Genomic DNA, 25,906 nt, shown 5'->3' with positions numbered 1-25,906 from the left:
TCTTGCGCGCAGGAGGCGCACTAGGCCGATGGTTACTGGAGCCACGTCCCTCAGTCTGGTCCGCGACGAGCTGTTCGCGACGATGGAGGAGGCCGAGCAGAATCTCGAGCACTTCATCGCCGAGCGCCAGAACGGCAGCCTGCTGCAACACTCCGTTGATTGCCTGAGCCAGATTCGCGGCACGCTGAATCTCATCGAGCTGGCCGGCGCCGAACTGCTGGCGCAGGAAGCGCTGGACCTGGCCACTGACATCCCGACCGGGGTCAGTGAAGACCGTGACGGCCAGTTGGCCGCGCTTGGCAACGCGCTCTACGTGCTGCGCCGCTACCTGGAAAACCTTGAGGCGCACCGCCAGGAAATCCCCGAGCTTCTGCTGCCGGCGATCAACGACGTGCGCCAGGCTGCCGGCCAGCCTGCGCTGCCGGAGAGCTTCTTCTTCAGCGCGCGCCTGGACCTGCCGCGCCCGCTGCGCGCCGTCACCGCGCCGCAGGTGGAAGACCCTGCCCGTGAAGTCCGCCGCCTGCGGCAGATGTACCAGGTCGGCCTGGTGGGGCTGATCCGCGAACAGAATCTCTACCCGAGCTTGAAGCTCATGGGCCGTGCGCTGGGCAAGCTCGACATCTTGCTGGGCAGTGCGGCGCGCACCCGCCTGTGCTGGGTCGGCGCTGGCGCGCTGGAAGCGCTGGTCGACGCGCAGATGCTGCCACGCAAGACGCGCAAGCTGGTGTTCTCGCGCCTGGATCGCGAGCTCAAGCAACTGATTGCCAACCCGCAGTACGAAGCGCCGCGGCAGTTGCTCAAGGAACTGCTGTATCTCACCACGCTGGCCGACACCAGCGGCGTGCGCGCCACCGAACTGCGCCAGGTGTTCGGCCTGGCGCCGCTGCCGTTCACCGATCACCTGCTCGAAGACGAGTCGCAACGCCTGTCCGGCCCCGGCCAGTCGGTGATGCGCTCGCTGTCGGTGGCGATCCGCGAGGAACTCACAGCGGTGAAGGATCAGCTCGACCTGATCGAGCGCGGCGTGTCCCAGGCCGATGCGCTGGGCATCCTGCACGCCCAGTTGGGCAAGCTGGCCAAGACCCTGAGCATGGTCGGCCTGAACTCCGCCGCAACCTCGTTGCAGCACCAGCACGGCGTAGTTGCCGGCTGGGTCGCCAAGGGTGCGGTGGACGATCCGGCCGCGCTGAACTCCCTGGCCGATGCGCTGCTGTACGTCGAGAGCATGGTCGGCAACCTGGAGCGGGGCGAGCGCATGAGCGTGCGTCCGACGCCGGTTGGCGAAGATGATTCCTTCGCCGTCCACCAACTCGCCGAAGCACGCATCGTGGTGATCGACGAGGCCCAGGCGGGCCTGGCGCTGGCCAAGCGCGCGATCACCGCGTACCTGGAATCCAATGGCGACAAGCTGCACCTGGCCAACGTGCCGATCAGCCTGCAGGCAGTGCGCGGCGGTCTGTGGTTCCTCGGTCAGGAGCGCGCGGCATTGCTCGTGGGCGCCTGTGCCGATTACATTCAGGGGCAGATGATCGAGACGACCCAGATGCCGTCCGAGCAGATGCTGGAAACCCTGGCGGATGCGCTGACCGGCCTGGAGTACTACCTGGAGGGTGGAGCCATGATGCGGCCTGAAGGCCAACCCGACGTCCTGGACGTCGCCAGCGAGAGCGTCAAGGCCCTGGGCCTGACGGTGGCAGCCTGATGCGTACCGGGCGCTGGGAATCCTCGATGTTCGAGGTGGCGGCAACGGGTGGATGGGCGCTTGCCCATTGCCAGCAGCAGTTCCTCGCCGACAGCAACGGCGTGCTGTTCCCCCGTGACTGGCTCAAGCGCCAGGATCTTTCCGTACTCTCCGAGCACGCTGTCGGCCAGTTCGACGGCGAGCCGGTGTACCTGCTGGAAGTCGACCGTACCGACCCGCTGGAGGGGGCCAGCTGGATCGGCCTGCGCCAGTTCATGATGCAGGCCGAGGAAGACATCTTCGCCATGCTCGGCTTCGCCAGCCAGATCGGTATCTGGTGGCGGCAGAACCGCTTCTGCGGCAGTTGCGGTCAGAGCAATCTGCGCATGCCCCGCGACCGCGCCATGCACTGCGAAAGCTGTGGCATCCAGCGCTACCCGCTGCTGTCGCCGAGCATGATCGTGCTGGTGACCCGTGGCGATGAGGTGCTGCTGGCGCGTTCGCCGCGTTTCGTGCCGGGGATGTACAGCACCCTGGCCGGCTTCGTCGAGCCGGGCGAGTCGGTGGAGCACTGTGTCGCGCGCGAAGTGCGCGAAGAGGTGGGTGTCGAGATCGGCAATATCCGCTACATGGGCAGTCAGCCCTGGCCGTTCCCGCATTCGCTGATGTTCGGCTACCACGCCGAGTACGTCAGCGGCGAGATCGTCATGCAGCCGGACGAGATCGAGGATGCCCGCTGGTTCCATGTCGACGAGCTGCCGCGCCTGCCGGCCGAGCGCTCCATCGCCCGCTACCTGATCGAGGTCTACCTGGCGCGCCGCGCCGGTCGTCCCGATCCAGTCCTGCCCGGCGGCGCCTGAGTCCAGGCGCCGCTCCGGCCTGTCTCAGAACCTGGTTACGATCTCGCGAGCTAGCGCAGAACAAGGCAAAAACAGGCGAGGATGCGGAGTTTACGTGCTGTAAATGAGCAGTCCGAGCGTGCTTTTAACGCCGTTCTGCCGACGCGCAGCAGATCGTAACCGGGTTCTCAGGCTGCGGCGGTAAACCAGTGCTGCCAGGCCAGGCGCACGGTCAAGGCGAGCACCACCAGGATGAACACCGGACGGATGAACTTGGCGCCGCCGCCAATCGCCGTGCGCGCGCCGAAGTAGGCGCCGATCATCAGCGAACTGCCCATGCACAGCCCCATCAGCCACACCACCTGACCCGAGGCGATGAACACCGCCAGCGCGACGATGTTGCTGACGAAGTTCATGCTGCGCGCCACGCCGCTGGCGCGTACCAGGTCCAGCGGGTACATCAGCAGGGTGCTGACGGTCCAGAAGGCGCCAGTCCCGGGGCCGGCCACGCCATCGTAGAAGCCCAGGCCGAGGCCCTGCGGCCACTGGCGGCGCTGGGCGATGCGTGGGTTGGCGTCCAGCGGCGCCTCGGGGGTCTTGCCGAACAGCAGGTACAGACCGCAGCCGAACACCACCACCGGCAGCATGCGATTGAGCCACTCCGCCGGCATCAGGTGCGCGGCCCAGGCGCCCAGCGCGGCGCCAATGGCGGTGGCGATCAGGCCTTTGCGCCACTGGCGCGGCTGGAAAAGCTTGCGCCGGTAGAAGGTGTAGCTGGCCACGGCGGCGCCGAAGGTCGAGCTCAGCTTGTTGGTGCCCAGCGCCAGATGTGGTGGGACGCCGGCGGTGAGCAGGGCAGGAATGGTCAGCAGGCCACCGCCGCCGGCAATGGCGTCGATGAAGCCGGCGAGGAAGGCGACGCCGGCGAGAATGACGAGGGTGGTCGGGTCTACGACGAGTTCGAAGGGCATGGGGTTGGCCTTGATCAGGGGCCCGTCCAGCCACTCTTTTGTAAAGAGCGGGTGGCATAGGAAACGTTAACGGGCCCGAAAGCTGCGACGGTCTGGCTGGCCGCGCAGGGATGCGGTGCGCATAATGCCGGCAATTCTACGAGGAAGGAAATCATTCGATGCAGTACGACGGTCTGGCCTGGGTTGTAGCCTTCGTGGCGCTGTTGGCCCTGATGGTAGCCGCCCGCATTCTGTTCGACCGTCACTGGTTCCTCGGCTGGCTGCGGGGAACGGCGGGAATGCTGTTCGTGGCCATCGCCGCGCTGGTAGCGTTGGTGGCATGGGACCTGCGTAGCTACGACCCGTTGCCGGCGGAACGCCCACTGGCGACGCTGAGCTTCCACAAGGTTGCCGAGCAGCGTTATGAGGTGACGCTGCTGCAGGGTAATGACGAGCGTCGCGTGGAACTGGCCGGGGATCTCTGGCAACTGGACGCGCGGGTACTGGACTGGAAAGGCCTGGCGCGGTTGATCGGCATGGCGCCGGGTTATCGTTTGCAGGACCTTTCTGGTCGCTTCCTGGCGGTTGAGCAGCAGGCCCTCGGGCGCAAGGTGTCGCTGGTTTCCGACGCGCCGGTGGTCGATCTCTGGCGCTGGCTGCGCGATGGCCAGCATGATCTGCTGACCTTCGTGCCGAAGGCGGGGCGGGTGAACTACCTGCCGATGGCCGATCAGGCGGTGTTTGCCGTGCGCTATGGTGCCAGCGGACTGACGGCCGAGCCGATGAATGCGGCGGCGAACCAGGCCCTCAAGGAATGGCAGTGACCTTGTAGGAGCGAGCTTGCCCGCGACCCCGCTTCACGCTGGAGACTCAAGGTGCGATGCGGTTCGCGAGCAAGCTCGCTCCTACGAAAAGCCCAATCGCCGCCAAAGAAAAGGGAGCCAATCGGCTCCCTTTTTTCGTATCCGCGATAACGCTTAGGCGAGGAAGCCGCCGTCTACGTTCAGCGTTACGCCGGTGGTATAGCTGGAGGCATCGCTGGCGAGGTACAGCACGGCACCGGCCATTTCGCTCGGGTCGGCCACGCGCTTGAGCGGGATGCGCTGCAGGGCAACGTTGCGGATGGCGTCGTTGCTGACCAGGGCGGAGGCGAACTTGGTATCGGTCAGGCCCGGCAGCAGCGCGTTGCAGCGGATGTTGAACTGCGCGCATTCCTTGGCAAAGACCTTGGTCATGCTGATCACCGCGGCCTTGGTCACCGAGTAGATGCCCTGGAACTCGCCCGGGGTGACGCCGTTTACCGAGGCGACGTTGATGATGCTGCCGCCACCGTTGGCCTTCATCAGCTTGCCGCCTTCGATGGACATGAAGTAGTAGCCGCGGATGTTCACGTCGACGGTCTTCTGGAAGGCCGACAGGTCGGTGTCCAGCACGTTGCAGAACTGCGGGTTGGTAGCGGCGTTGTTGACCAGAATGTCCAGGCGGCCGAACTGCTCGCGGATCTGTGCGAAGACGGCCTGGATCTGCTCCATTTCACCGATGTGGCAGGCAATCGCAGTGGCCTTGCCGCCGGCGGCGACGATCTCGTCGGCCACAGCCTGGCAGCCATCGATCTTGCGGCTGGAAACGATCACGTGGGCACCCTGTTGGGCCAGCAGTTTGGCGATGGCCTCGCCGATGCCGCGGCTGGCGCCGGAGACGAAGGCAATCTTGCCGTCGAGGTCGAACAGTTGGGTCTTGGACATGGAAATTCTCCTTGTTTTGGGCCGCAAGAGTCGGCTGGCGACCGGCTGCGCGTCGGCCGTACTGCGTTGGAAGCCGGACTCAGATGCTCATTTACAATCGGTAAACTCCGCTCTTCGTCCGGCTTCCGCCTTGTACGGCTCTAGCTCGCCAGGTCGACAGTCGACTCTTACAGGCGGGACTTGCCGATGACCTGCAGGCTCACCTGTTCCAGCAGCTTGTTGGCGTGGATGAAGGTGGCGAAGCGTTTGTCCTGGGTCTGGCCGTGGAAGAAGCGGTAGTAGATCTGCTGCATGATGCCGGCCAGGCGGAACAGGCCGTAGGTGTAGTAGTAATCCAGGTTGTCGATCTGGATGCCGGCGCGCTCGGCGTAGTAGTCGGCGAACTGCTGGCGGGTCAGCATGCCCGGCTCGTGGCTGGGCTGGCGGCGCAGCATCTGCATCGGCTGCGGATCGCCCGCTTCGATCCAGTAGGCGAGGGTGTTGCCCAGGTCCATCAGCGGATCGCCAATGGTGGTCATCTCCCAGTCGAGCACGCCGATGATCTGCATCGGATTGTTCGGGTCGAGGATGACGTTGTCGAAGCGGTAGTCGTTGTGGACGATGCCCGGCTTGTGATGATCGGCCGGCATCTTCTCGCGCAGCCACACTTTCACCTGTTCCCAGGCCGGTGCGTCGGGGGTCAGGGACTTCTCGTAGCGATCGATCCAGCCGCCGATCTGGCGCTGCACGTAGCCTTCGGGCTTGCCCAGGTCACCCAGGCCGCAGGCGTTGTAGTCGACGTTGTGCAGGTCGACGAACTTGTCGATGAAGCTCTTGCACAGGGCGGTGGTCTTCTCGGCGTCGAGATTCAGTTCCTTGGGCAGGTCGCTGCGCAGGATGATGCCGTTGACCCGCTCCATGACGTAGAACTCGGCGCCAATCACCGATTCGTCGGTGCAGTAGGCGTACGCCTTGGGGCAGTAGGGGAAGCCATCCTTGAGCTGGTTCAGGATGCGGAATTCGCGGCCCATGTCGTGGGCGGACTTGGCCTTCTTGCCGAAAGGCGGGCGGCGTAGGACCAGTTCCTGGTTGTCGTACTGGATCAGATAGGTCAGGTTCGAGGCGCCGCCGGGGAACTGGCTGATGCGCGGCTGACCCTGCAGGCCGGGGATGTGGTCCTTGAGGTAGCCGTCGATCACGGCGGCATCGAGTTCTTCACCTTCGCGGGAGCGGATGGTCTGGTCGGTCAACGACATGCTGGTCCCTTCTTGTACTTGGCTTGTACTGGTCATCGCACCGCAGCGAAGGCGGCGGGCAAGGATGGCGCGCAAGGCGGCCTCTGCTGGTGCCTGATGAGTCGTGGCAGGATCAGGCAAAGCAATGATGGCGCCGGGTGATCATTGGCTAATCTAATGTCCGGCCTGATCCGTCACAAGCACGCAAAGCCGTTATTGGCGTTCGTGTTGGACCCCGATCAGGCTGCCTGATCCGAGCCTTGCAGCGGCGCGCGAGCATAAAAAAACCGGAGCCATGGACTCCGGTTTTTCGTGCTGCGCGAGCAGGCTTTCTCGGATCAGACCGGGAACAGTTCGCCCAGCTTCATCGCCAGCATCATGTCGCCTTCGGCGCGCAGCTTGCCAGCCATGAAGGCTTGCATGCCGTCGGTTTCGCCGCTGGTGATGCCCTTGAGGGTCTCGCTGTCCATGATCAGGGTGACGTTGGGGGACTCGGCGTCGCCCTGTACGACTTCGCAGGTGCCATCCTTGACGACCAGGTAGTGGTTGTCGCCGTCTTCGATGTTGAACTGGAACACCAGATCCAGGCCGGCGGCCGCGCTGGCGTTGAACTTGCTCTTCATGGTGGAAACGATGTCAGCAACACTCATGGTTCTATTCCTTTTCTAGGTTTTCTCGCGCGACGTCGAGGTCGCATTGGGCCGGTTCTCAACGATAGGTGATGAGTTCCGGCGCCTTCAACAGTTCCAGATGCACGTGACTGTTGAAGGAAGCCAGGGCCACTTCGCTGCCGCGGAACTTCAGGCGGTTGAGCGAGGTGTTGACGATCTGCCAGTTGAGCTCGAAGGCGTTCAGCGCCGGAATGCCGGTCACCTGCTGGAGTACTGCGGTGATGGTGCCGCCGGAGGTGAAGACGCCGATGTTGTCCTTGCCGCTGGCGGACTCCAGCAGGCGCTTGAGCCCACCGTGCACGGTGTCGAGGAATTCTGCCCAGCTGACCAGGCCGTCCTTGTCGTGGTCGCCGGAAACCCAGCGGGCGATCACGGTGGAGAACAGGCGCTGGAATTCGGCGCGGTGGTCGGCGGCATTGCGCATGATGTGCAGCGCCTGCGGCTCGATTTCCAGCAGATCCGGCAGGTGCGCGCGGATCACCGCGTCGGCTTCGAATTCGTTGAAGGCGGAATCGATTTCCAGAGTCGGGGTGGCGATCCCGGCTTCGTTCAGCCGACCCATCACCGCTTCGGCGGTGTGGCGCTGGCGGCGCAGGTCGCCGGCAACACAGCGGTCGAAGCGCAGGCCGAGGCTGGCCAGGTGTTCGCCGAGGATTTCCGCCTGGCGCACTCCGGTGGCCGAGAGCACATCGTAGTCGTCGGCACCGAATGAAGCCTGGCCATGTCGAATCAGGTAGATGCTTCCCACGCGCAGTATCCCGGCAGGGCTGAAAGTTCCGGCGAGGTTATGAGGATCACCTGGGGCTGTCAACGAAAAAACATACGCTTGTTTGAATGGCATTCGCTGGACTGATACAGCGGTTTGCCAGCGCTGGTGGCGGGCCTGCGGCGTGGGTATGCTTGCGGGATTCACTGCGCTTGTCACGCGTGCGCGAACAGAATTGTAAAAGGGGATGTGAGTGGAGTTTCTAGCGGATTACGCGGGTTTCCTGGCCAAGACCTTCACCGTGGTGGTGGCCATCGTCATCGTCCTGGTGGTGATCGCCGCATTGCGCGGCCGTGGCCGTCGTGGCGGCAGCGGACACCTGGAGGTGCACAAGCTCAACGACTTCTACAAGGAACTGCGCGAGCGCCTGCAGCACAGCGTGCTGGAGAAAGCCAAGCTCAAGGCCCTGCGCAAGTCCGAGGCGAAAACGCTGAAGGACGCGAAAAAGAAGAAGGGCGGCGAGAAGAATCGCGTCTACGTGCTCGATTTCGACGGCGACATCAAGGCTTCGGCCACCGAGCAGCTGCGTCATGAAGTCACCGCACTGCTGACCCTCGCGACCCCGCGCGACGAAGTGGTGCTGCGCCTGGAAAGCGGCGGCGGGATGGTCCACGGCTATGGCCTGGCCGCGTCCCAGCTGGCGCGCATTCGCCAGGCTGGCGTACCGCTGACCGTCTGCGTCGACAAGGTCGCCGCCAGCGGCGGCTACATGATGGCCTGTATCGGCGAGCGCATCCTCTCCGCGCCCTTCGCCATTCTCGGTTCCATTGGCGTGGTGGCGCAGTTGCCCAACGTCAACCGCCTGCTGAAGAAGCACGACATCGATTTCGAGGTGCTCACTGCCGGCGAGTACAAGCGCACCCTGACCGTATTCGGCGAGAACACCGAGAAGGGTCGGGAGAAGTTCCAGGAAGACCTGGAAACCACCCACGAGCTGTTCAAGCGCTTCGTCGTCCACTACCGCCCGCAGCTGGCCATCGACGAAATTGCCACCGGCGAGGTCTGGCTGGGCCAGGCGGCGCTGGGCAAGAAACTGGTCGACGAACTCAAGACCAGTGACGAATACCTGGCCGAACGTGCCCGCGAGGCGGATGTCTACCAGCTCAGCTACGTGCAGAAGAAGTCCATCCAGGAGCGCTTCGGCGTCGGCGTCAGCGGCGTGATCGATCGCGTACTGGTGACCTGGTGGGACCGCCTGGGTCGCAGCCGCTTCTGGCAGTGACTCTTCTGGCAATGATTGTGCGTCGGGCGCCGGGATCGCGCCCGTTTATCGAATTCGAAAGAGGAGGGTCGAGATGAGTGCATTCAAGGCGTTGTGGGTCACGGAGAGCGCGCATGGCGTGTATGACCTGCAGGTGGCCGAGCGGCAGGTTGCCGATCTGCCGGCGGGTGAAGTGCTGGTACGGGTGAAGTATTCCTCGCTCAACTACAAGGATGCGCTGTCTGCCAGCGGTAACCGCGGCGTCACCCGCAAATACCCGCACACGCCCGGCATCGATGCCGCTGGTGTGGTGGAAGAATCCTCCGTGGGCGAATTCGCTGTGGGCGATGAAGTCATCGTCACCGGCTACGACCTGGGCATGAACACGCCGGGCGGTTTCGGCCAGTACATCCGCGTACCCGCGGCCTGGCTGATCAAGCGCCCACAGGGTCTTTCGCTGCGCGAATCGATGATCCTCGGTACCGCCGGCCTGACCGCCGCGCTGTGCGTTGACAAGCTGGAGCGCGCCGGCGTCACGCCGTCCGCCGGGCCGATCCTGGTCACTGGAGCCACCGGTGGCGTGGGCAGCATCGCGGTGATGCTGCTGGCGCAACTGGGCTACACCGTGGCTGCCGCCACCGGCAAGCTGGAGCAGGCCGAACTGCTGAACCGTCTCGGCGCGCGGCAGATCCTCGACCGCGCCACCGTTTCCGATGGCGTCGACAAGCCGCTGCTGCGCGAGCAGTGGGCCGGTGCGGTGGACACCGTGGGCGGCGACATCCTGTTCAACGTGGTCAAGTCGCTGCAGTACGGCGGCAGCGTCGCGTGCTGCGGCCTGACCGCGGGTGCCGCCTTCAAGGCCTCCGTGCTGCCCTTCATCCTGCGCGGCGTGAACCTGCTGGGCGTGGACTCGGTGGAACTGCCGCTGGTGGTCAAGGCTTCCATGTGGGACAAACTGTCCCTGCAATGGAAGCTCGACAACCTCGAAGCGGCGGTGCGCGAAGTCAAGCTCGACGACCTGCCGGCCGCCATTCACCAGATTCTGGCCGGCAAGCTGGTTGGGCGGGTGCTGGTGACCCTCGATTGATGCCCTGGCTGGGCCTGGGGGTCACCCCAGGTCCGGCAGCAGGTAATCCGCCCACAATGAATCGGCAAACTGGCTACGGAAGAAGCCGAAATGGCCGATGCGCTTCACACCGATGTCTTCCGGCGCGACTCTCTTCAGCGTTTTCGGCGAACTCCGGTAGAAGCCGTGCAGCGATTCGGTGTTGCGCCCGGACATCATCTCGTCGTCGGTGAACGAGATGGAGGTGATGGGCGTGCTGACCGATGAATAGGCCTCGCGCACCGCGCCGCCTTCTGCGCCCACCGAGTACTCGGGGTTCAGGCACCAGCGGCGCCATTGCTCGATCACTCCGCGCGGCAGGTCGCCGACCACGCCCAGGCGTTTGCCCGGGAAGTAGCCCAGCAGTGGCGTGATCGTCGGCGCCAGCAGATACCAGAGCAGCCAGGCCTTGTGCCGCAATCCCTTGGTGTTCTCACGCCAGTAGCCGCTGCCGGTGGCGATGGTGAAGGCGCGGTGGATGCGCTCGGTGCCACGCACGAAGGGCAGGATCTGCCCGCCCAGGCTGTGACCGATCCAGAATACCGGCAGGTCGCCGGCGGCCTCGACCACCGCGTCGAGCATCGCGCTGCAGTCGTGGTTGCCCCAGGCCAGGATGTCGATATCCAGGTCGCGCAGATTGCCGGTGCGGGACTTGCCCATGCCTGCGTAGTCGAAAGTCACGGTCAGGTAGCCGCGCTCGGCCAGCCAGTTGGCGAAGGCTGTGTAGAAGCGCTGCTCGACGCCCATCGCGGGGACGATCAGCACCGCTCCGCGGGCTTCGCCGGGCGGGTAGTGCCAGTGGCTGGAGAGGCTGTGGCCGTTGCCGTTGTTCAGTGGGCGGGGGAGCGGTGTGATCATGGCGCGGTCCCTCAGGCCTGGCTGATGTACATGGTGATGTCGGCGCGGAAGACCTTCTTGTCACCGACATAGGCGAGCACCGGGACGATGACGTCGCCATCCTGGTTCCAGTCGATCGCTCGACCATCGGCCACGGCGCGCACGTCGCCCTCGGCCTTGGCCAGATATTCCACCGTCATGCCGCGGGGAATCCAGCGGCGCCCCTTGGGGATTGATACGTCGGTCATGGTTCCGGCGGCCAATTCGGCGGCGTTGCACAGGGCGATGGCGTGCACGGTGCCGATGTGGTTGAGCACTTCGCGGCGCTTGGGGAAGGTCACTTCCGCGTAGCCTGGGCGCAGTTCGACGAACTGCGGGGCGATGCTGGCGAAGTAGGGGGCGACCTGGCCGATCATGGCGCTGAACTGCGCGGGGCCGGCCTGCTGGTACATTTGCATCATCTGACTCATGGCAACTCCGGGGAAAAGCGGATTGAAGATGGATGCGCGCCCAGGCAGTATACGAAGACTAGAAATTAATTCTAGAAAAATATTCTAGAATTATGTTCGAACGGCTTTTCCAACAGGAACCCCATGGCCCGACCTTCCCGCAAAGACGACATCCTCCAGGCTGCGCTGGCCTGCTTCAGTGAATCCGGCGTGGACGCCACCACCATCGAGATGATCCGCGATCGCTCCGGCGCCAGCATCGGCAGCCTCTACCACCATTACGGCAACAAGGAACGGATCATCGGCGCGCTGTACCTCACGGGCGTTGGCCAGTACGCGGCGCTGCTGGACGCTGGGATCGAGGAGGGTATGAGCGCCGAGGCCTGCGTGAAGCTGTTCGTCACTTGCTACGTCGATTGGGTGGCGGCCAACCCGGACTGGGCACGTTTCATCCTGCACAGTCGTGGTCGTGTCGAGGCGGGAGAGGTGGGCGAGGCGTTGCGCGAGGCCAACCGCGAGCAGGGGCGGCGCATCGCCGGGCTGCTTTCCGAGCACCGCAAGGCTGGCGCATTCAAGGCGCTCGCGCCGGAATTGTTCAATTCGGTGGTGATTGGTCCGAGCCAGGACTACGCGCGCAATTGGCTGGCCGGCCGGACGAAGGTGGATCTGATCGATTGCCGGGATCAGTTGGCGCAGATTGCCTGGGAGAGTGTGCGGGCCTGATCCGTCGCGCTGGGCTGCACTATGTAGGAGCGAGCTTGCTCGCGAACCCGCTTGACTCCGAGGCCGCAGGTAACTCTGTTCGCGAGCAAGCTCGCTCCTACGAAAAGCCAAAGAAAAAGCCCCGCGATGCGGGGCTTTTTCATATCGGCCGGATCAGGCGAGCTGGCGGCGACGGAACAGCGGTTGCGGCTGGGTCACCGAGGTCTGGTAGACCTCGGAGAAGTCGTCCAGGCCAGCCAGCGCCGCTTGCGGATCGCGGTCGGCGCGGATGGCGTAGGCGTCGAAACCGCAGCTCTGCATGAAGAACAGCTGGTCACGCAGCACGTCGCCGATGGCGCGTACCTCGCCCTTGTAGCCGAAGCGCTCGCGCAGCAGGCGCGCGGTGCTGAAGCCGCGGCCGTCGGTGAAAGCCGGGAAGTTCACGGCGATCACCTGGAACTTGTCCATATCACCGGCGATGGCCTCGGGCTCTTCGTCCGCATCCAGCCACACGCCCAGGCCGCCATCACGGCCGCGCAGCGCAGGGCCGTGTTCCAGCCACAGGTTCAGCGGGATGATCACGTCGTCGCAGTTGGGCACGGTCTCGAGGGTCGCGTCCTTGGGCAGCAAGTGCCAGCGGTCGTCGACGACCTCGCGGTTCTTAATGATTCGCTGCATATACGCGCTCCTTGAAGGGATCGATGCCGATGCGACGGTAGGTATCGAGGAAACGTTCCTCTTCGGTGCGCTGTTCCACGTAGACGTTGATGATCTTCTCGATCACGTCGGCCATCTGCTCCTGGGCGAACGACGGGCCGAGGATCTGCGCAAGGCTCGCCTCGCGGCTGGCGCTGCCGCCGAGGGAGACCTGGTAGAACTCCTCACCCTTCTTGTCCACGCCGAGGATGCCGATGTGGCCCACGTGGTGGTGGCCGCAGGCGTTCATGCAACCGGAGATGTTCAGGTCGAGGTCGCCAATATCGAACAGGTAGTCCAGGTCGTCGAAGCGACGCTGGATGGCTTCGGCCACCGGGATCGACTTGGCGTTGGCCAGGGAGCAGAAATCACCGCCCGGGCAGCAGATGAGGTCGGTCAGCAGGCCCACGTTCGGGGTGGCGAAACCGTTCTCGCGCAGTTCGCCCCAGAGGGTGAACAACTGCGCCTGCTCGACATCGGCGAGGATGATGTTCTGGTTATGGCTGTTGCGTACTTCGCCGAAGCTGTAGCGGTCGGCCAGGTCGGCGACCACGTCCAGCTGCTTGTCGGTGATGTCGCCAGGCGCTACGCCGGTAGGCTTGAGCGACAGGGTCACGGCGACGTAGCCGGGCTTCTTGTGGGCGAAGGTGTTGCGGGTGCGCCAGCGGGCGAAGCCGGGGTTCTCGGCGTCCAGCTGGGCGAGGGCGGCATCCTGGTCTTCCAGGGCCTGGTAGGCCGGATCGACGAAGTGAGCGGCTACGCGCTGCAACTCGGCGTCGGTCAGGGTGCTGGGGCCGTCCTTCAGGTTCGCCCACTCGGCATCGACCCTCTGGGCGAAGACTTCCGGAGTCAGCGCTTTAACCAGGATCTTGATGCGCGCCTTGTACTTGTTGTCCCGACGGCCATAGCGGTTGTATACGCGCAGGATGGCGTCCAGGTACGACAGCAGGTGTTGCCATGGCAGGAATTCATTGATGAAGCTGCCGACGATCGGAGTACGGCCCAGGCCGCCGCCGACGGAGACGCGGAAGCCCAGCTCGCCAGCTTCGTTCTGCACCGCTTCCAGGCCGATGTCGTGCACTTCGATGGCGGCACGGTCGCTCACGGCGCCGTTGACGGCGATCTTGAACTTGCGCGGCAGGTGGGCGAATTCGGGGTGGAAGGTCGACCACTGACGGATGATCTCGCACCAGGGGCGCGGGTCAACGAGTTCGTCACGGGCGACCCCGGCGAACTGGTCGGTGGTGGTGTTGCGGATGCAGTTGCCGCTGGTCTGGATCGCGTGCATCTGCACGGTGGCCAGTTCGGCAAGGATTTCCGGCACGTCTTCCAGTTCCGGCCAGTTGTACTGGACGTTCTGGCGGGTGCTGATGTGCGCGTAGCCCTTGTCGTAATCGCGGGCGATCTGCGCCAGCTTGCGAACCTGCGTCGAGGACAGCAGGCCGTACGGCACAGCTACCCGCAGCATGGGCGCATAGCGCTGGATGTACAGGCCATTCTGCAGACGCAGCGGGCGGAATTCCTCGCCGGTCAGTTCGCCCGCCAGGTAACGGTGGGTCTGATCGCGGAACTGCTTGACGCGATCCTCTACGATCCTTTGATCGTATTCGTCATATACGTACATGAATCATCCTGCTGTCAGGCTATAGCGCTCAGGGCGTACTGCGTTTCCCAGCGCGCACGGCAACGCGCTCCACGCGGAGTGGGGCGCACGATACCAGTTCGGGAATATGCGCAAAAGTGATGTTTGAGTATATGGCGAGAACTTTCAGATCTAAGCCGCGCCAGGCTTGAAGCGCAGGCGGGACGGGGGCTTGAAACGGGGCGCCTGCGCTGCGGTTGCGCCGCTTCACCTGTGGATTGGCGGCGGCGCAACAGGAGTCGATCAGGCCTCGCGACCGTGGGCGGCATCGCGCAGTTGTGAGGTGTCGACGCGGACGAAGATCGAATCGCCGACGCAAGTCAGCACGTCGCCGGCATAGACTTCGCAGATGATCCGGCTCTTGCGGCCGACGTCGCCTTCGACGTAGGCCTTGAGGGTCAGCGGCACGCCCATGGGCGTCGGCTTGATGTACTTCACGCCCAGGTTGCCGGTGACGCAATCGATGCGCGGCAGGCTGCCTGGTTCGCGGCCTTCGGCGCGATAGTGGTAGGCCATCGCGGTCCAGTTGGAATGGCAGTCCACCAGCATGGCGATCAGGCCGCCGTAGACCAGTTCCGGCCAGCCGCAGTACTTGGCGTCGGGCAGGTGCTCGGCGACGACGTGGACGCCGTCCTCGTGCCAGCGGCTCTTGATGTGCAGTCCGTGTGGGTTGCTGCCGCCGCAGCCGTAGCAGACGCCTTCCGGCGCGACAGTGTCTTGCAGTGAGTCCACGTGCATGGTCCTTCCTTATCCACTTGCTTGTTCTTGTGACGGGATCGTGTCGAAACCGCAGACTAACGGCTTTGGCGGCCCGGCGGAAAGGAAAGCTGCCTTGAGGGGAGGGCGGAGCTGGTCTTAACTCTTGCCTGTGGTCCTTCAGCCAATAACGAGAAGATGGGGGAAGCATGAGCGAAGAAACGTCCCACAAGACCAGCGACAGCGTCGTCGATGCCCGCGCCGCATTCATCCTGATCCTGCTGGTGGTCGCGACCGCCGTGTTCTGGGTCAGCCACCAGTGACAGCGGTGCCGGCGGGTCGTCCTGCGGCCCGCCCGGTACCTCATCTCTCAGCCTGCTTTTCTACAGCCCGGCGAAATGCAGCACCAACTGCACCAGCCCATAGAGCAGAAGCACGAAGACCAGCGTGAAGAGAATGCCCATGGCGATAAAATGACTGGGCTTGCCGTGGGTGAAGTCGCGCGCGCGGTTGCGCCCGCTCTGTACGCCGAAGGCCGCGGCCAGCACGCTGTGCAGCATCTGCCAGAAGCTCGGCGGCTTGTTCTGTTGCTCATCCATCATTCGTCCTCCCTTTGCCTGCAAGCCTAGCTCCTGAGGGCGTGAGCGCTAGAGTTCGATCTGCGTCCACTGGCGTTTCTGCCACATCACCGCGAAGATCGCCGAGGCGAGCCCGCGCTGCAGAATCTGCATGCTCCAGATTGCCAGCAACCCGCCGCCCAGCACCGGGCCGACCAGGTAGGCCAGCGGCAGGAAGAACAGCCACTGGTTGCCCAGGCTGACCGCCATCACCGTGCGCACAGCACCCGCGCCGAGCAGCGCCTGGGTCAGCACCAGCGCCGTGGCGTCGATCACCATGCCCATGCCGGTCAGCATCAGCGGTACGCGGCCCAGTTCGATCAACGCAGGATCGCTGACGAACAGCCGCAGGATGGCCTCGGGAAAAATCCAGAATGGAGCGCCCAGCAGCGCCAGTCCGCAGGCCGCCACTTTCACCACGTCCCAGCCCCAGCGGTGCGCGCTGTCGAAATCACGCTCGCCCATGCTCTGGCTGACCAGGGTGGTCGCCGCCATCCCCAGGCCGACGCCGGGCAGGATCAGGAACAGCGCCAGGTTGATCAGTACGTGGGCTACCGCCAGTTCGCGGGTGCCGACCTGGGCGATGATCCAGAACAGGAGGGTGATGCCGGCAGCGAAGAAGAACTGCTGCAGCGAGTTGGGCAGCGACAGGCGCAGCATGGTGCGGACGTCCCGTTCGCTCGGCAGTCGCGGGTGGAAACCCTGGATACGGGCGTCGCGCCAGGTGATCCAGGCGTAGATCAGCGAGCCGATGTAGAGCGCCAGTGTGGTGCCCAGGCCGCTGCCCACGGCACCCATTTGCGGCAGGCCGAACAGGCCGTGGATCAAGCAGTAGCTGATCGCCGCGTTGGCCAGGTGCATCACCACGAGCGTGCGCATGTACATGCCCGAGCGCCGGGTGCCATTCCAGTAGCCGCGGAAGGAGAAGTTCAGGCCTACGGCGAGCACCGACAGCGCGCGCCACTCGAAGTAGGGGATGCCCACCGCCAGCACTTCGGGGTCGTTGGACAAGGCGCGGACGATGGGTTCGGCGAACAGCAGGCAGATCAGCGTGATCGGCAGCGACAGACCCAGGGCCACCAGCAGCCCGCAGTTCAGCGGCGCGGCCAGCTCGTCGCTGCGGCCTTCACCCCGTCGGCGTGCCACCAGCGCCTGTACGCCGGCACCCAGGCCCATCACCAGGGAAATGGCGACGAAGTTGGCGTAGCTGCCGATGCCGACCCCGGCCAGGGATTTTTCCCCGAGGTGGCCGACCATGGCCGCATCCACCAGGTTGAGCAGGCTCTGGCTGAGCATCCCGCCGATGATCGGCAGGCCCAGGCTAAGGATGTTCTGGAACCGCTGGCGCTCTAGCATGGCGTCTCTGGGCAGTGAGCTCCGGCCTGTTGTGGAGGTCCGGCGGGCCCGTGCCGGTAGGGCGCCGCTGGGTAAAATCCTAGCTGAATGGGCAGTGCTCCGCCCTCTTTTGCATCGGAATATGCCTACGAATATTGCGAAGTTGTTCCGGTGATATTTCCGGTATTTGTGTGAGGCGTGTCACGTTTTTTCGCCTTGGCGAATGAAAGCGACGTACTACGCTGAGACTCAATTGACCAGGGCAAACCTGTGCGAAAGCCAGGGACGCAAAGCCACCGATCTACAGCCCGCAAGGGCCATGACCGCGGGGTTGCCAAGCAGGCCGGACGTTCGTCCGTGCCCTCTGCGAGCTTGTGCTCGGCATCCCCCAACGTCCCGGTGAGCCTCCTGATCAACCCGTGCAGGTTGATGGTGTTTGTTGGCCCAAGGGAGCGCGCCGATGAATCAGCCAGTTCAGTACACCTACGGGTTCGCCCGGATGGCACTGCGAGATCAGGTGGTGTTCAAGTCCATTGTCGGTTTGCTCAGCGGCCGAACACTGGCGCACTGGGCCTATGTCGAAGGTCCGGCCGACCTGCTGGTGGAGGGCGAGGAGGGGGAGCCACGTGTGCAATTGCGCACCGCCGAGGGCGAACCCTTCTGGGTGCACTGGCCGCTGCGCGCCAGCGAAGTCTTCGACTGTCTGGAGCGTGCGGCCCGTGCCATTGGCCATCGGCCAATGGAGATTCCCGGCGATGCCTTGCGTCTGAAGCACTGGCCGGCGGCCTCTCTGCTCAAGGGTGATCATCGCTACGTGCGACTGGCCACGCTGCTCTGCGCTCGAGCCATGAGCCTGGATGAGTTGTGCGAGCGTTCCGGCGTTCCGCATCAGGTGGCGGAAAATTTCGTCCGTGTAATGGCCACCCAGGAAATGCTTCAACGCAGTGAGGCTCCGGTAGTATCTCCGTCGCAAACCACCGCACCCGTCGGCCTGCTGGCTCGCATCCGTCGCCACCTTGGTCTGGGCAGTGCTGCGGAGGACGGCCGATGAGGGAATACAAGATCCTCTTCACCGGCACCATGGGTGCCGGCAAGACCACCGCCATCGCCGCCATCAGCGATATCGAACCGGTCAGCACCGATGTGCAGAACAACGACCCCAGCCTGGACAAGGCGCGCACGACTGTCGGCCTGGATTACGGCGAAGTGGTGCTCGGCCCGGACGAGCGCCTGCGCCTCTACGGCACTCCCGGCCAGGCACGCTTCGCCTTCATGTGGGGGATTCTCGCACGCGGAGCGCTGGGACTGGTGATCCTCATCGACAACTCGCGCCCCGATCCGCTGGGCGACTTGCGGGTTTACCTGGACGGATTTGCCGATTGCATCGCCAGCGCGCCCTGCGTAATCGGCGTCGGCCGACTACCGGGCAATCCCAGTCCCGGCCTGGACGACTACGCCGCCGCCCTGGCGCAAACCGGGCACAGCTTCCCGGTGGTGGAAGTGGACGTGCGCGAAGCGGAGCAGGTGCGTCTACTGCTCGATCTGCTCCTGCTGCAACTGGAATGCACGGCGGCCTGAGGCCTGAAGTTCGCCACAGATTGGAGTCGACCATGGAACATGCCCTGACGAGCCTGCCGGAACGACTGCGTCACGACGCCGAACTGGCGCTGGACGAACTCGGCGCCAGCCTGGGCAGGCTGAGCGCGGCGGTAATTGCCACCACCGATGGTTTCGAAGTGGCCTCCCGCGCCGGCAAGGGGCTGGAGGTTTCCAAGCTGGCAGCGATGGCCTGCTCGATCTCTGCTCTCGGCGCCATGGTTGGCCAGGAGAGCGAAGTCGGGCCGCACCAGAACGTGATAGTCGAGGCGAGCGAAGGCTACATCGTCATCGTCGACATCCCGCACCCGAGCCACCCGATGATCCTCAACCTGGTTGCCGACCGCGAGGAGATGCTGGGGCAGGTGCTCTACCAGGCAAAGCGAACCGCAACACGGTTGGCAGATCTGTCGCTGGCCGGCTGAGACAACAGGCTTCGCGGCGCGCGCGGCTGCGGAGCCCGATAACAGGACGCGCACTCAAGGAGTTATCGCTATGGCAGCACTGCAACAATCGCTGGACGAACTGCTGAACCTGGATGGTGCCTTGGCGTCGGCCGTGGTGGATGCCAAGAGCGGCATGCTGCTCGGACAGGCGGGGGGTGGCGTGGATCTAGAACTGGCCGCGGCGGGTAACACAGAAGTGGTCCGTGCCAAGCTCAAGACCATGAAGTCCCTGGCGCTCAACGACGTAATCGAGGACATCCTCATCACCCTCGGCCGCCAGTACCACATCATCCGCCCGATGGCGAAGCACGAAGGCGTGTTCATGTACTACGTGCTGGACAAGGTGAAGGCCAACCTGGCGCTGGCTCGACGCAAGCTGCAGGAGGTAGAGGGTCAGATGGCTATCTGACGAATACGTCGGGGCGAAATCGTGGGCCAGCCTGGGAGGCTTGCCCACGTTTCTATTTGTGCGGGTATTACTCGAACAGGCCGTGCCAGCAGTCGCTCAATTCGCCCAGCTCGAAGGACTTCGCCCAGGACTGTTTCTCCAGCCACAGGCGAGTGGTTTCGCGATCGGCTTCGGTCAGGCTGCCAACGGCGTTCAGGCACAGGTAGCCTGTGAATTCACCGTCTTCAGTGGCGCCGCCGACGAAGACCCTGCCCTCGGACTCGACGAAAGCGATCCACTGGTCAAGCACGTCGTCCAGGTCGCCGCTGTAGTTCACTTCCAGGCTGAAGCCGAACTCCTGGAACTCGCCCAGGCGCAGTTTTTTCAGCAGGCGGCGCTTGCGCGGCTTGGCCATTTGTTCGGGGGTGAGGTATTTCATCGATGTCTCCTTGAGAAGCGCTAACCAGGCTTGGCGACCTGGATCCGGCAATCGCCAGCCGGCCATGATACCACTCCTGGCCTTGGAGCCAGTTCATCCCCACAACAATGCTGCATGGCGCTGTTCAATTCTCACTCGGGAGACCCCGTCATCCAGCAAAAGGCACCTGCAGGTGCCTTTTTCGGTATCGCAGCCGCTAAAGATAAAAAACCGTCAGCTGCGCCGTGCCACTAACCTTTCCACCCAACACTTGTGCGGCAGTGCCGGTGCGGAAGTACGACACGTTCATCTTGATGGGCAGGCTCGAATTCCCCGCGGCAGGACTGTAGTCGGACACCACATAACTGGAGTCGCCTAAGCGAATGGGCGCGGTGTTGGTCTCATTGGTGATGCGCAGGCCTACCCCCTTGGCCATATCCGCCCCGGAGGCGTTCTGGAAGGTGCCGTCGGTTGCGCTGATGACCGGCATGATGGAGTCCAACTGGTATTGGATGGCGTTCATGCCTGCAGGGCAGTTCCGTAGTACGAACTGGAAAGGGGTCGTCTGTACGCTGGTAGCTGAGGCGAACACCGATTTATTGATGGTGGGCAACGTGATATTGCCGCCCTCGGCGCTGCAACCCAATGCCTGAAACTGCACGCTGCCAATATTGTAGTTGGTGCTACCTGTCCCGGTGGAGTACGCGCCATCCACCTGTAGCGCCGTGTTGGTCAGGGTGAAACCTTGCAACATGCCGGCGGCGATCTTGCCTGTTTTGATCAACCGCGCCTGTACTTGCATGCCGAAGGTGTATTCCCCGGTGCCACTGGTATAGCAGTAACGGTTGCTGTAGGGGATCGTTCCGGACGCGGCCACCCAGGGATACCAGCCTTGCATGCCGGCAGAGCCATCAATCGCCCCCTCACAGCCTGGGCCAGTGGTGTAGTAGCGCAATCCGTAAATGATTCCCACGCCAGGTGTTGCGGTTTGAAGAACTTTATAAGTTATGCCGTTCTCGCTGTAAGAACCGGCTTGGCTGAAAGTCGGGAATTTCAGGCCGATGCCAACCTGAGTATTATTACTGGCTGTGCAGGTGTAAGTATTTTGGGTGGCCGCCCCCATGACCCACCCAGAAAGCGGGACTAAAGCGGACGTGTTATCTCTGGGGACCGAAATTGGACTGGGGAAGTTGAAGGTTTCAACACCCGTTCCATTGAAGTTGCAGTTGAATGCAGCCATGGAATATGGGCTGCACAGCGGGATGGTCAATACACCTGCAACGCGAATCAGCTTCAGTAGCCGCTCGAGCGTCATCTTTCGGATCATGTTTTCGAGCCTCTGTGGGATTAAAAGATACGGGCAACTAGCCGTCGAAAGGTGGTGTTGCTGGCAAGTATCGTATTAATGCAGAGTGCGAAAAATAGTTCTGTCCGATTGGGCTGCTAAAGGTTAGGAGGTTTTCTCGCGAAATAGAGGATATTCTAACAGTGGTAGGGCGAGTGCCGGAAAGTTCTGTAGGGCTAACTATTGGTGGGGCTTATTTCCTGTCAGCCGCTGCCGGATTAATGTTAATTTCAGAAATTTGGCGGCTTTTATTTAGTTGGTGAGAAGCCGTAGCGGGATGGATGGTCGGCGAGAATCCAGTTCGGATACGCAGCGTGATAGGCCAGTTCGATATGGTTTGCCACCTGCTGTGGTGCATTTTCCCATGCTAGTTCTACAGGCGGGAAAATCCGGTGGCCGAAATGGCCCTTTGAAAAGGTCAAATAGAAGTTCACCAGCAAGGCATCGGCGTGGCTGCCGATGGTAAATACGCCGCGGTGTAAACGTGCCGGCCGACCCTGGATGGACACTTCCACCGTTTCCATCGGGAAGCGCTGCATCATATAAGGCGGTACATCGCTGAAAAGGACGGCTATCTTTTCCTGTCGTAGTGCACGCATCAGCCGCAGGCCTAACGCCGAGCGTTTTTCCTCATCGTAGGTGTGCAGCAGTCGCAAACCGGGAATCAATATATCCTCCCGATTTCCATAAGCCTGGCGCGGGCTGCCTGACACTACCGCCAACTCGGCCATGTTCAGTTTCGCCCGTAGCGCGTCGACTACATAGATGTTGGCGTATTCGGATACGTAGTGAAAAGGCGAGATGATAATCGGCCGCTTGGGGTTGTCATGGCGAACTGCAGCAACCGTGTCGGCCAATTCCTGAGCGGTGGCCTCCAGCTCCGGACAATAGCCGCCGAGCCCCGACAAGCGACCTAAATGCATGCGCCGGTCAATCAGGGTCTCCAACTCACCGCTGGCCATGGTGCGCCAGACATTGCCCTGAGTCAGGCATTCGCTGTCGCGCCCCCATTCGTAACGCAACCGACCATCCCAGCGAACGCCGGAATTGAACAGGCTTCGGCAGGTCCATAACGTGACTGCCAGTGGCTCCAGCCAACCGGCCGGCATTCTGAGCAGGACCTGATCGCGCCATCTGAGTCTTATACCCTCGCGCCTATTGGTCATGGGCGCTCAACCAGCTGTCGATAATCTGAATGTCGTCCAGGGTCAGCCCGGCGATTTCGGCTTTGAGCGCCAAAAAGGCGGAAAGCATGTCATAGACCGCCTTGGTCTGCTCCGAGCGGCTGGTGAAGACCGCTTCCTGAGCCCTCAGCACGTCCAGGTTGGTCCGGCTGCCAACCTTGAAGCCCATTCGGGTGGACTCCAGTGCGGCCTGATTGCCACGGATGATGTCTTCCAGCGCGGTGCTGCGGTCTCGTGCCCAGTTGAAGCGTTGGTACCACTCGCGTGCATCCGCACCTGATTTGCGGGTGGCCGCCAACAGGGTGTTCTGCGCTTTCTCTTCACCAGCGGAGGCTTGGCGAATCCGCGCCCGATTCTCTCCGCCGGTAAAGATCGGTGCGGAAATGGTCAGCATGGCGGTGTTGGTCGTGGTGGGTTCCGAGTAGCCTGAAGCGGCGCCCGAGGGGGAGTGACTGGCGCTCAAATTGACCACGGGATAACGCTGCGCGCGGGCTTTCTCCACCTCGCCATCGGCTATGCGGGCCTGCAGTTGAGCGAGCTGGACGGGGAAGCTGTGGGATTGCGCTTGACGCACCCAGCGGTCGACCTCGGATGCCCTCAGCCAGAGCTTGGGCTTGCCCGCAGGCAGTGTTCTGGGCGGTTCGATGTCTCGCCCAATCAGCGTCGCCACGGCGCTACGACTGGAGTCCAATTCGCGCTCCGCATCCTGTAGTTGCAGTTGTGCCTCGCTCAGGCGCGAGGTGGCCTCCTGCACGTCGATGACCGTCGCTTCGCCGCCGGCCTGTAGTCTCAATGCCAAGGCGCGCTGCTCCGACACCGCGCGCAGATAGTCGGCGGCACGGGACACTCTTTGCGACGCCACGAGCATGTCCATGTAGGCAGTCGCGCTGCGCAGCATCAGGTCTTGCCTGGCGCTGGCGAATTCGAGCTCCGCCAAAGTGCTCGACATTCCCGCCTGCTTGAGATCTACCCAACGCTCCCAATCGAACACGGGCTGATTGAGCGTGATCATCCAACCGTTCTGCCAGTAGCTCATTGTGGGAGCGTTATCCGTTTGCTGGCGGTTGTAGGTTCTTCCCCATCCGCCGTCCAGCCGCGGCAGCAGGGCGGCTCTGGCCTTGGGAATCTCCTGGCGGGCCATGTCCAGCTCGCTGCCGGAGGCCGCCAGTTCGGCGTCATGAGCCAGCGCGTCCCTGACCGCGGACAACATCTCGCCGGCTGGTGCCTGCCAGGGCATCAGCAGCAGGCTCAGTCCCAGCACCTTGTGTAAGACGCCCGGCCTCATACGTGGGATCTCTGGCGCGACTCGCGCGCAAGGAGGCGTCCGTCGAGCAACTGGAAGCTGCAATCAAATCGCGAGGCGAGGGAGTGGTCATGAGTGATGACAATGAGTGTCCGCTCCAGGCTCAACAGCAGGTCGGCGATCTGCCCGACTGATTGCGGATCGAGGTTGGAGGTGGGTTCATCAAGCAGCAGCAGTTCCGCATCCTGATAGAGCGCCCGAGCCAGTAGCAGGCGTTGGCGCTGACCGGCGGATATATTGGCGATCGAATCGCTGATCACCGTTTGTGTCCGCATGGGTAACTGCATGACATCCGCCAGCAACCCGACGTCCTTGAGGAGCTGGTTGATACGGTTGTGATCGGCATTGGCGCTGAACAGGGAAATGTTGTCGGCGATACTGCCATTGAGAATCAGATCGCCTTGGCGCATCTGCGTCATGTGCTGGCGGATTTCATTGACGGCGAGGTTGGCATAGCTCACCTCATTCAGACGAAGATCGCCGTGCTGAAGCGGTTCGGCTGCGCAAAGCATCTTGAACAGGGTGGATTTCCCCACTCCGGACGGACCGACTATGGCGATTTTGTCGCCCCGCCGTATCACCAGGTTCACTCCGGACAGCACCTCGCGATCCGACAGTCCGTAGCTGAATGAGAGATCGCGCACCTGTATCGAGTCGAAGCGCTGCAGTAGCGTCGAGCGGGCCTTGGGGTCGGTGGCGGCATAGTGTTCCGATTCGTGCTCCACGATATCGGCAACCCGCTGCACGGGAACGCTCAGCATGAATCGACCAAACAAGGCGTTGATCGAGTTGGCCAGGCGTTCGGAAGCGAGCGACTTGTAGATCATGAACGAGTAGAACACGCCCACCGATACCTTGCCGTCGAGCATCAGCCCACTGGCCAGCCAGGTGATAGCGAGCAGGTCGGTGTACTCCACCAGCTTCAACACGGCATCGCGGGCCGCAGCCAGCTTGGCGCTGTAAAGCGTGGCCGCCGCGTTGGCTCGGAACTTTGACATGAAGATGGCCGTGCGACGGATTTCACCGCAAGCCAGTTTGATCAGCGAAGCGCCACGAATGGTCTCGATCATGGTGTCGTCGCATTGCGCCGAGCGCTCCAGGACCAGCATGTGTGCATCGCGCATCGGCACGTAAAGCGCGAACGCCGTACCCAGGTAGACGGCGAAGATGCTCAGCGCAACGCAAGCAAGCAGCGCGCTTTGCATCAGCATCAAGGCGATGGCGACGACTGCGACGACCAGGTCGATCCGCAGCGAGATAGCCGTTTGCACGGTATAGGTGTTGATCTCGTCCTGGGATTTCACACGGGCGAACAGGTCACCCACATTGCGTTTCTCGAAGTAGGAAATGGGATTGCTCAACAGCTTTCCCACCAGTCCCTGGGTGACGTTGACGCTGACCAGGGCGCCGGCCAGGGCCGTCAGATACTGCTGCACGAAGCGGCTGAAGGTGCCGATGGCGAAGATGCTGGCGAACGTCACGGCCAGAATGTGCAGCAGGTTGCGGTTGTCGCTCGTCACCACATGGTCGAGCACCAGGTTGCCGAAATAGGGCATGGCCAGTATCGCGAACTGGCTGCCAATCGCGATGAACATCAACTTGATGATCTGGCTTCGCAGTTGGGGGTTCAAACTGCGCACGCGCGCGAGTGCGCCGGGTACTGGCGAGTGCGCGCGTATGCGTGGAAGCTGGGGCGTCGGGGCGCATTCGAGCAGGAAGCCGGACACGTTCGCCAGGAACATGTCCAGGGAGAGGCGACGACGACCCGAGGCCGGGTCGATCACCACGACGTGGCCTCGACGGTATTTCTCGAATACCACGAAATGGGCGCCGCCAAAGTGCAGTATGGAGCCGGGCTTGATCGAGCGAAGGTCGTCCGCATCGAATTGGAATGCCTGGACGGCGAGGCCGAAATCGGTGGCCACGTCGTACAAATCCATCAACGTCAGGCCGTGGGAGGAAATGGGGCAATGCGCGGAAATTTCCCGCACCTCTGTCGCCCGGCCCAGGTGAGTCAGCACCATTGCCAGGCAGGCATAGCCGCAGTCGGCGACTTCGTTCTGGTATATGACCCGCACAA

Annotated in this window: 27 protein-coding genes and 1 riboswitch; of the genes, 10 read left to right on the top strand and 17 right to left on the bottom strand. The window is 63.0% G+C overall.

The features are described from left to right. Positions 1 to 28 precede the first annotated feature (28 nt). Positions 29 to 1,702: a FimL-related protein gene (locus tag AC2T4A_RS23865; protein WP_478378365.1), complete on the top strand. Its 1,674-nt coding sequence runs from the start codon at positions 29 to 31 to the stop codon at positions 1,700 to 1,702. Continuing rightward, a complete protein-coding gene (gene nudC, locus AC2T4A_RS23860; protein WP_486741968.1) occupies positions 1,702 to 2,541 on the top strand; it encodes an NAD(+) diphosphatase in 840 nt (279 codons plus the stop codon). Before AC2T4A_RS23865 ends, nudC begins: the two co-directional genes overlap by 1 nt. A 167-nt stretch (positions 2,542 to 2,708) precedes the next feature. Here the strand turns inward: nudC and AC2T4A_RS23855 are convergent, their stop codons facing one another. Beyond that, on the bottom strand, positions 2,709 to 3,491 hold the full coding sequence (locus tag AC2T4A_RS23855; RefSeq protein ID WP_192295440.1) for a TSUP family transporter: 783 nt from the start codon (positions 3,489 to 3,491) through the stop codon (positions 2,709 to 2,711). Positions 3,492 to 3,649: 158 nt separating this feature from the next. On the opposite strand from AC2T4A_RS23855, the gene AC2T4A_RS23850 reads away from it, so the two are divergent. After that, a complete protein-coding gene (locus AC2T4A_RS23850) occupies positions 3,650 to 4,294 on the top strand; it encodes a hypothetical protein (RefSeq protein WP_486741967.1) in 645 nt (214 codons plus the stop codon). 153 nt (positions 4,295 to 4,447) lie between these two features. On the opposite strand, the gene AC2T4A_RS23845 is transcribed toward AC2T4A_RS23850, so the two are convergent. From AC2T4A_RS23845 to AC2T4A_RS23830, 4 genes are all read right to left on the bottom strand, one after another. Beyond that, complete coding sequence (locus tag AC2T4A_RS23845; protein WP_024763300.1) at positions 4,448 to 5,215, bottom strand: SDR family oxidoreductase; 768 nt, start codon at positions 5,213 to 5,215, stop codon at positions 4,448 to 4,450. Positions 5,216 to 5,382: 167 nt separating this feature from the next. After that, positions 5,383 to 6,450: a phosphotransferase family protein gene (locus AC2T4A_RS23840; protein ID WP_416746733.1), complete on the bottom strand. Its 1,068-nt coding sequence runs from the start codon at positions 6,448 to 6,450 to the stop codon at positions 5,383 to 5,385. Between the two features lie 317 nt (positions 6,451 to 6,767). Next, positions 6,768 to 7,079 carry an SCP2 sterol-binding domain-containing protein gene (locus AC2T4A_RS23835; RefSeq protein ID WP_017519529.1) on the bottom strand — a complete coding sequence of 104 codons (312 nt, stop codon included), beginning with the start codon at positions 7,077 to 7,079 and terminating at the stop codon, positions 6,768 to 6,770. 58 nt (positions 7,080 to 7,137) lie between these two features. Continuing rightward, positions 7,138 to 7,848, bottom strand: coding sequence for a histidine phosphatase family protein (locus AC2T4A_RS23830; RefSeq protein WP_478378369.1), 711 nt, complete (start codon positions 7,846 to 7,848; stop codon positions 7,138 to 7,140). 211 nt (positions 7,849 to 8,059) lie between these two features. Between AC2T4A_RS23830 and sohB the strand changes: the two genes are divergently transcribed. Continuing rightward, positions 8,060 to 9,088, top strand: coding sequence for a protease SohB (gene sohB, locus AC2T4A_RS23825; RefSeq protein WP_416746737.1), 1,029 nt, complete (start codon positions 8,060 to 8,062; stop codon positions 9,086 to 9,088). Positions 9,089 to 9,161: 73 nt separating this feature from the next. After that, positions 9,162 to 10,154, top strand: a complete 993-nt coding sequence (locus AC2T4A_RS23820) for a YhdH/YhfP family quinone oxidoreductase (protein WP_486741966.1) — start codon at positions 9,162 to 9,164, stop codon at positions 10,152 to 10,154. Between the two features lie 21 nt (positions 10,155 to 10,175). Here AC2T4A_RS23820 and AC2T4A_RS23815 read toward each other — a convergent pair whose 3' ends face one another. Further along, positions 10,176 to 11,030, bottom strand: coding sequence for an alpha/beta hydrolase family protein (locus AC2T4A_RS23815; protein ID WP_486741965.1), 855 nt, complete (start codon positions 11,028 to 11,030; stop codon positions 10,176 to 10,178). An 11-nt stretch (positions 11,031 to 11,041) separates the two neighbouring features. After that, positions 11,042 to 11,479 (bottom strand): hotdog fold domain-containing protein, encoded by a 438-nt coding sequence (locus AC2T4A_RS23810; protein WP_486741964.1) that lies wholly within the window; start codon positions 11,477 to 11,479, stop codon positions 11,042 to 11,044. Between the two features lie 123 nt (positions 11,480 to 11,602). Between AC2T4A_RS23810 and AC2T4A_RS23805 the strand changes: the two genes are divergently transcribed. Continuing rightward, positions 11,603 to 12,181, top strand: a complete 579-nt coding sequence (locus AC2T4A_RS23805; protein ID WP_416746743.1) for a TetR/AcrR family transcriptional regulator — start codon at positions 11,603 to 11,605, stop codon at positions 12,179 to 12,181. A 153-nt stretch (positions 12,182 to 12,334) separates the two neighbouring features. Here AC2T4A_RS23805 and AC2T4A_RS23800 read toward each other — a convergent pair whose 3' ends face one another. The 5 genes from AC2T4A_RS23800 to AC2T4A_RS23780 all read right to left on the bottom strand — a co-directional run bounded on the left by AC2T4A_RS23800 (position 12,335) and on the right by AC2T4A_RS23780 (position 17,167). Beyond that, positions 12,335 to 12,838: a DUF934 domain-containing protein gene (locus AC2T4A_RS23800; RefSeq protein WP_416746745.1), complete on the bottom strand. Its 504-nt coding sequence runs from the start codon at positions 12,836 to 12,838 to the stop codon at positions 12,335 to 12,337. Next, positions 12,822 to 14,480 carry a nitrite/sulfite reductase gene (locus AC2T4A_RS23795; protein ID WP_416746747.1) on the bottom strand — a complete coding sequence of 553 codons (1,659 nt, stop codon included), beginning with the start codon at positions 14,478 to 14,480 and terminating at the stop codon, positions 12,822 to 12,824. Before AC2T4A_RS23795 ends, AC2T4A_RS23800 begins: the two co-directional genes overlap by 17 nt. Before the next feature lie 261 nt (positions 14,481 to 14,741). Further along, on the bottom strand, positions 14,742 to 15,236 hold the full coding sequence (locus tag AC2T4A_RS23790) for a PaaI family thioesterase (RefSeq protein WP_416746749.1): 495 nt from the start codon (positions 15,234 to 15,236) through the stop codon (positions 14,742 to 14,744). Positions 15,237 to 15,577: 341 nt separating this feature from the next. Next, positions 15,578 to 15,796 (bottom strand): DUF2970 domain-containing protein, encoded by a 219-nt coding sequence (locus AC2T4A_RS23785; protein WP_486741963.1) that lies wholly within the window; start codon positions 15,794 to 15,796, stop codon positions 15,578 to 15,580. Between the two features lie 45 nt (positions 15,797 to 15,841). Next, the gene (locus AC2T4A_RS23780; protein WP_486741962.1) at positions 15,842 to 17,167 is read right to left on the bottom strand and encodes an MATE family efflux transporter; all 1,326 of its coding nucleotides are present in this window, start codon (positions 17,165 to 17,167) and stop codon (positions 15,842 to 15,844) included. A gap of 230 nt (positions 17,168 to 17,397) precedes the next feature. Then, positions 17,398 to 17,485, top strand: a riboswitch (cyclic di-GMP riboswitch). 121 nt (positions 17,486 to 17,606) lie between these two features. Here AC2T4A_RS23780 and AC2T4A_RS23775 point away from each other — a divergent pair. The 4 genes from AC2T4A_RS23775 (at position 17,607) to AC2T4A_RS23760 (ending at position 19,597) form a co-directional block, all read left to right on the top strand. After that, positions 17,607 to 18,197, top strand: coding sequence for a hypothetical protein (locus AC2T4A_RS23775; RefSeq protein ID WP_486741961.1), 591 nt, complete (start codon positions 17,607 to 17,609; stop codon positions 18,195 to 18,197). Further along, complete coding sequence (locus AC2T4A_RS23770) at positions 18,194 to 18,724, top strand: GTP-binding protein (RefSeq protein ID WP_416746755.1); 531 nt, start codon at positions 18,194 to 18,196, stop codon at positions 18,722 to 18,724. Before AC2T4A_RS23775 ends, AC2T4A_RS23770 begins: the two co-directional genes overlap by 4 nt. A 32-nt stretch (positions 18,725 to 18,756) precedes the next feature. Continuing rightward, on the top strand, positions 18,757 to 19,167 hold the full coding sequence (locus AC2T4A_RS23765) for a roadblock/LC7 domain-containing protein (RefSeq protein ID WP_416746756.1): 411 nt from the start codon (positions 18,757 to 18,759) through the stop codon (positions 19,165 to 19,167). Between the two features lie 70 nt (positions 19,168 to 19,237). Further along, positions 19,238 to 19,597 (top strand): hypothetical protein, encoded by a 360-nt coding sequence (locus AC2T4A_RS23760; RefSeq protein WP_024763315.1) that lies wholly within the window; start codon positions 19,238 to 19,240, stop codon positions 19,595 to 19,597. A 67-nt stretch (positions 19,598 to 19,664) separates the two neighbouring features. Here the strand turns inward: AC2T4A_RS23760 and AC2T4A_RS23755 are convergent, their stop codons facing one another. The 5 genes from AC2T4A_RS23755 to AC2T4A_RS23735 form a co-directional block, all read right to left on the bottom strand. Then, the gene (locus AC2T4A_RS23755; protein WP_486741959.1) at positions 19,665 to 20,015 is read right to left on the bottom strand and encodes a 50S ribosome-binding protein YggL; all 351 of its coding nucleotides are present in this window, start codon (positions 20,013 to 20,015) and stop codon (positions 19,665 to 19,667) included. A gap of 196 nt (positions 20,016 to 20,211) precedes the next feature. Continuing rightward, positions 20,212 to 21,321, bottom strand: a complete 1,110-nt coding sequence (locus tag AC2T4A_RS23750; RefSeq protein WP_486741958.1) for a fimbrial protein — start codon at positions 21,319 to 21,321, stop codon at positions 20,212 to 20,214. 266 nt (positions 21,322 to 21,587) lie between these two features. Then, positions 21,588 to 22,361, bottom strand: coding sequence for a hypothetical protein (locus AC2T4A_RS23745; protein ID WP_486741957.1), 774 nt, complete (start codon positions 22,359 to 22,361; stop codon positions 21,588 to 21,590). Between the two features lie 133 nt (positions 22,362 to 22,494). Next, entirely contained in the window at positions 22,495 to 23,808 is a 1,314-nt protein-coding gene (locus AC2T4A_RS23740) for a TolC family outer membrane protein (protein ID WP_486741956.1), read from the bottom strand. After that, entirely contained in the window at positions 23,805 to 25,904 is a 2,100-nt protein-coding gene (locus AC2T4A_RS23735) for a peptidase domain-containing ABC transporter (RefSeq protein WP_486741955.1), read from the bottom strand. The genes AC2T4A_RS23740 and AC2T4A_RS23735 overlap by 4 nt, the downstream gene beginning before the upstream one ends. Positions 25,905 to 25,906: the final 2 nt, after the last annotated feature.

The sequence above is a fragment of the Pseudomonas sp. PVC-3-1 genome (assembly GCF_057444315.1).
The sequence above is the reverse complement of the archived record's forward strand: the minus strand, read 5'-3'. Positions and strand labels throughout refer to the sequence as shown.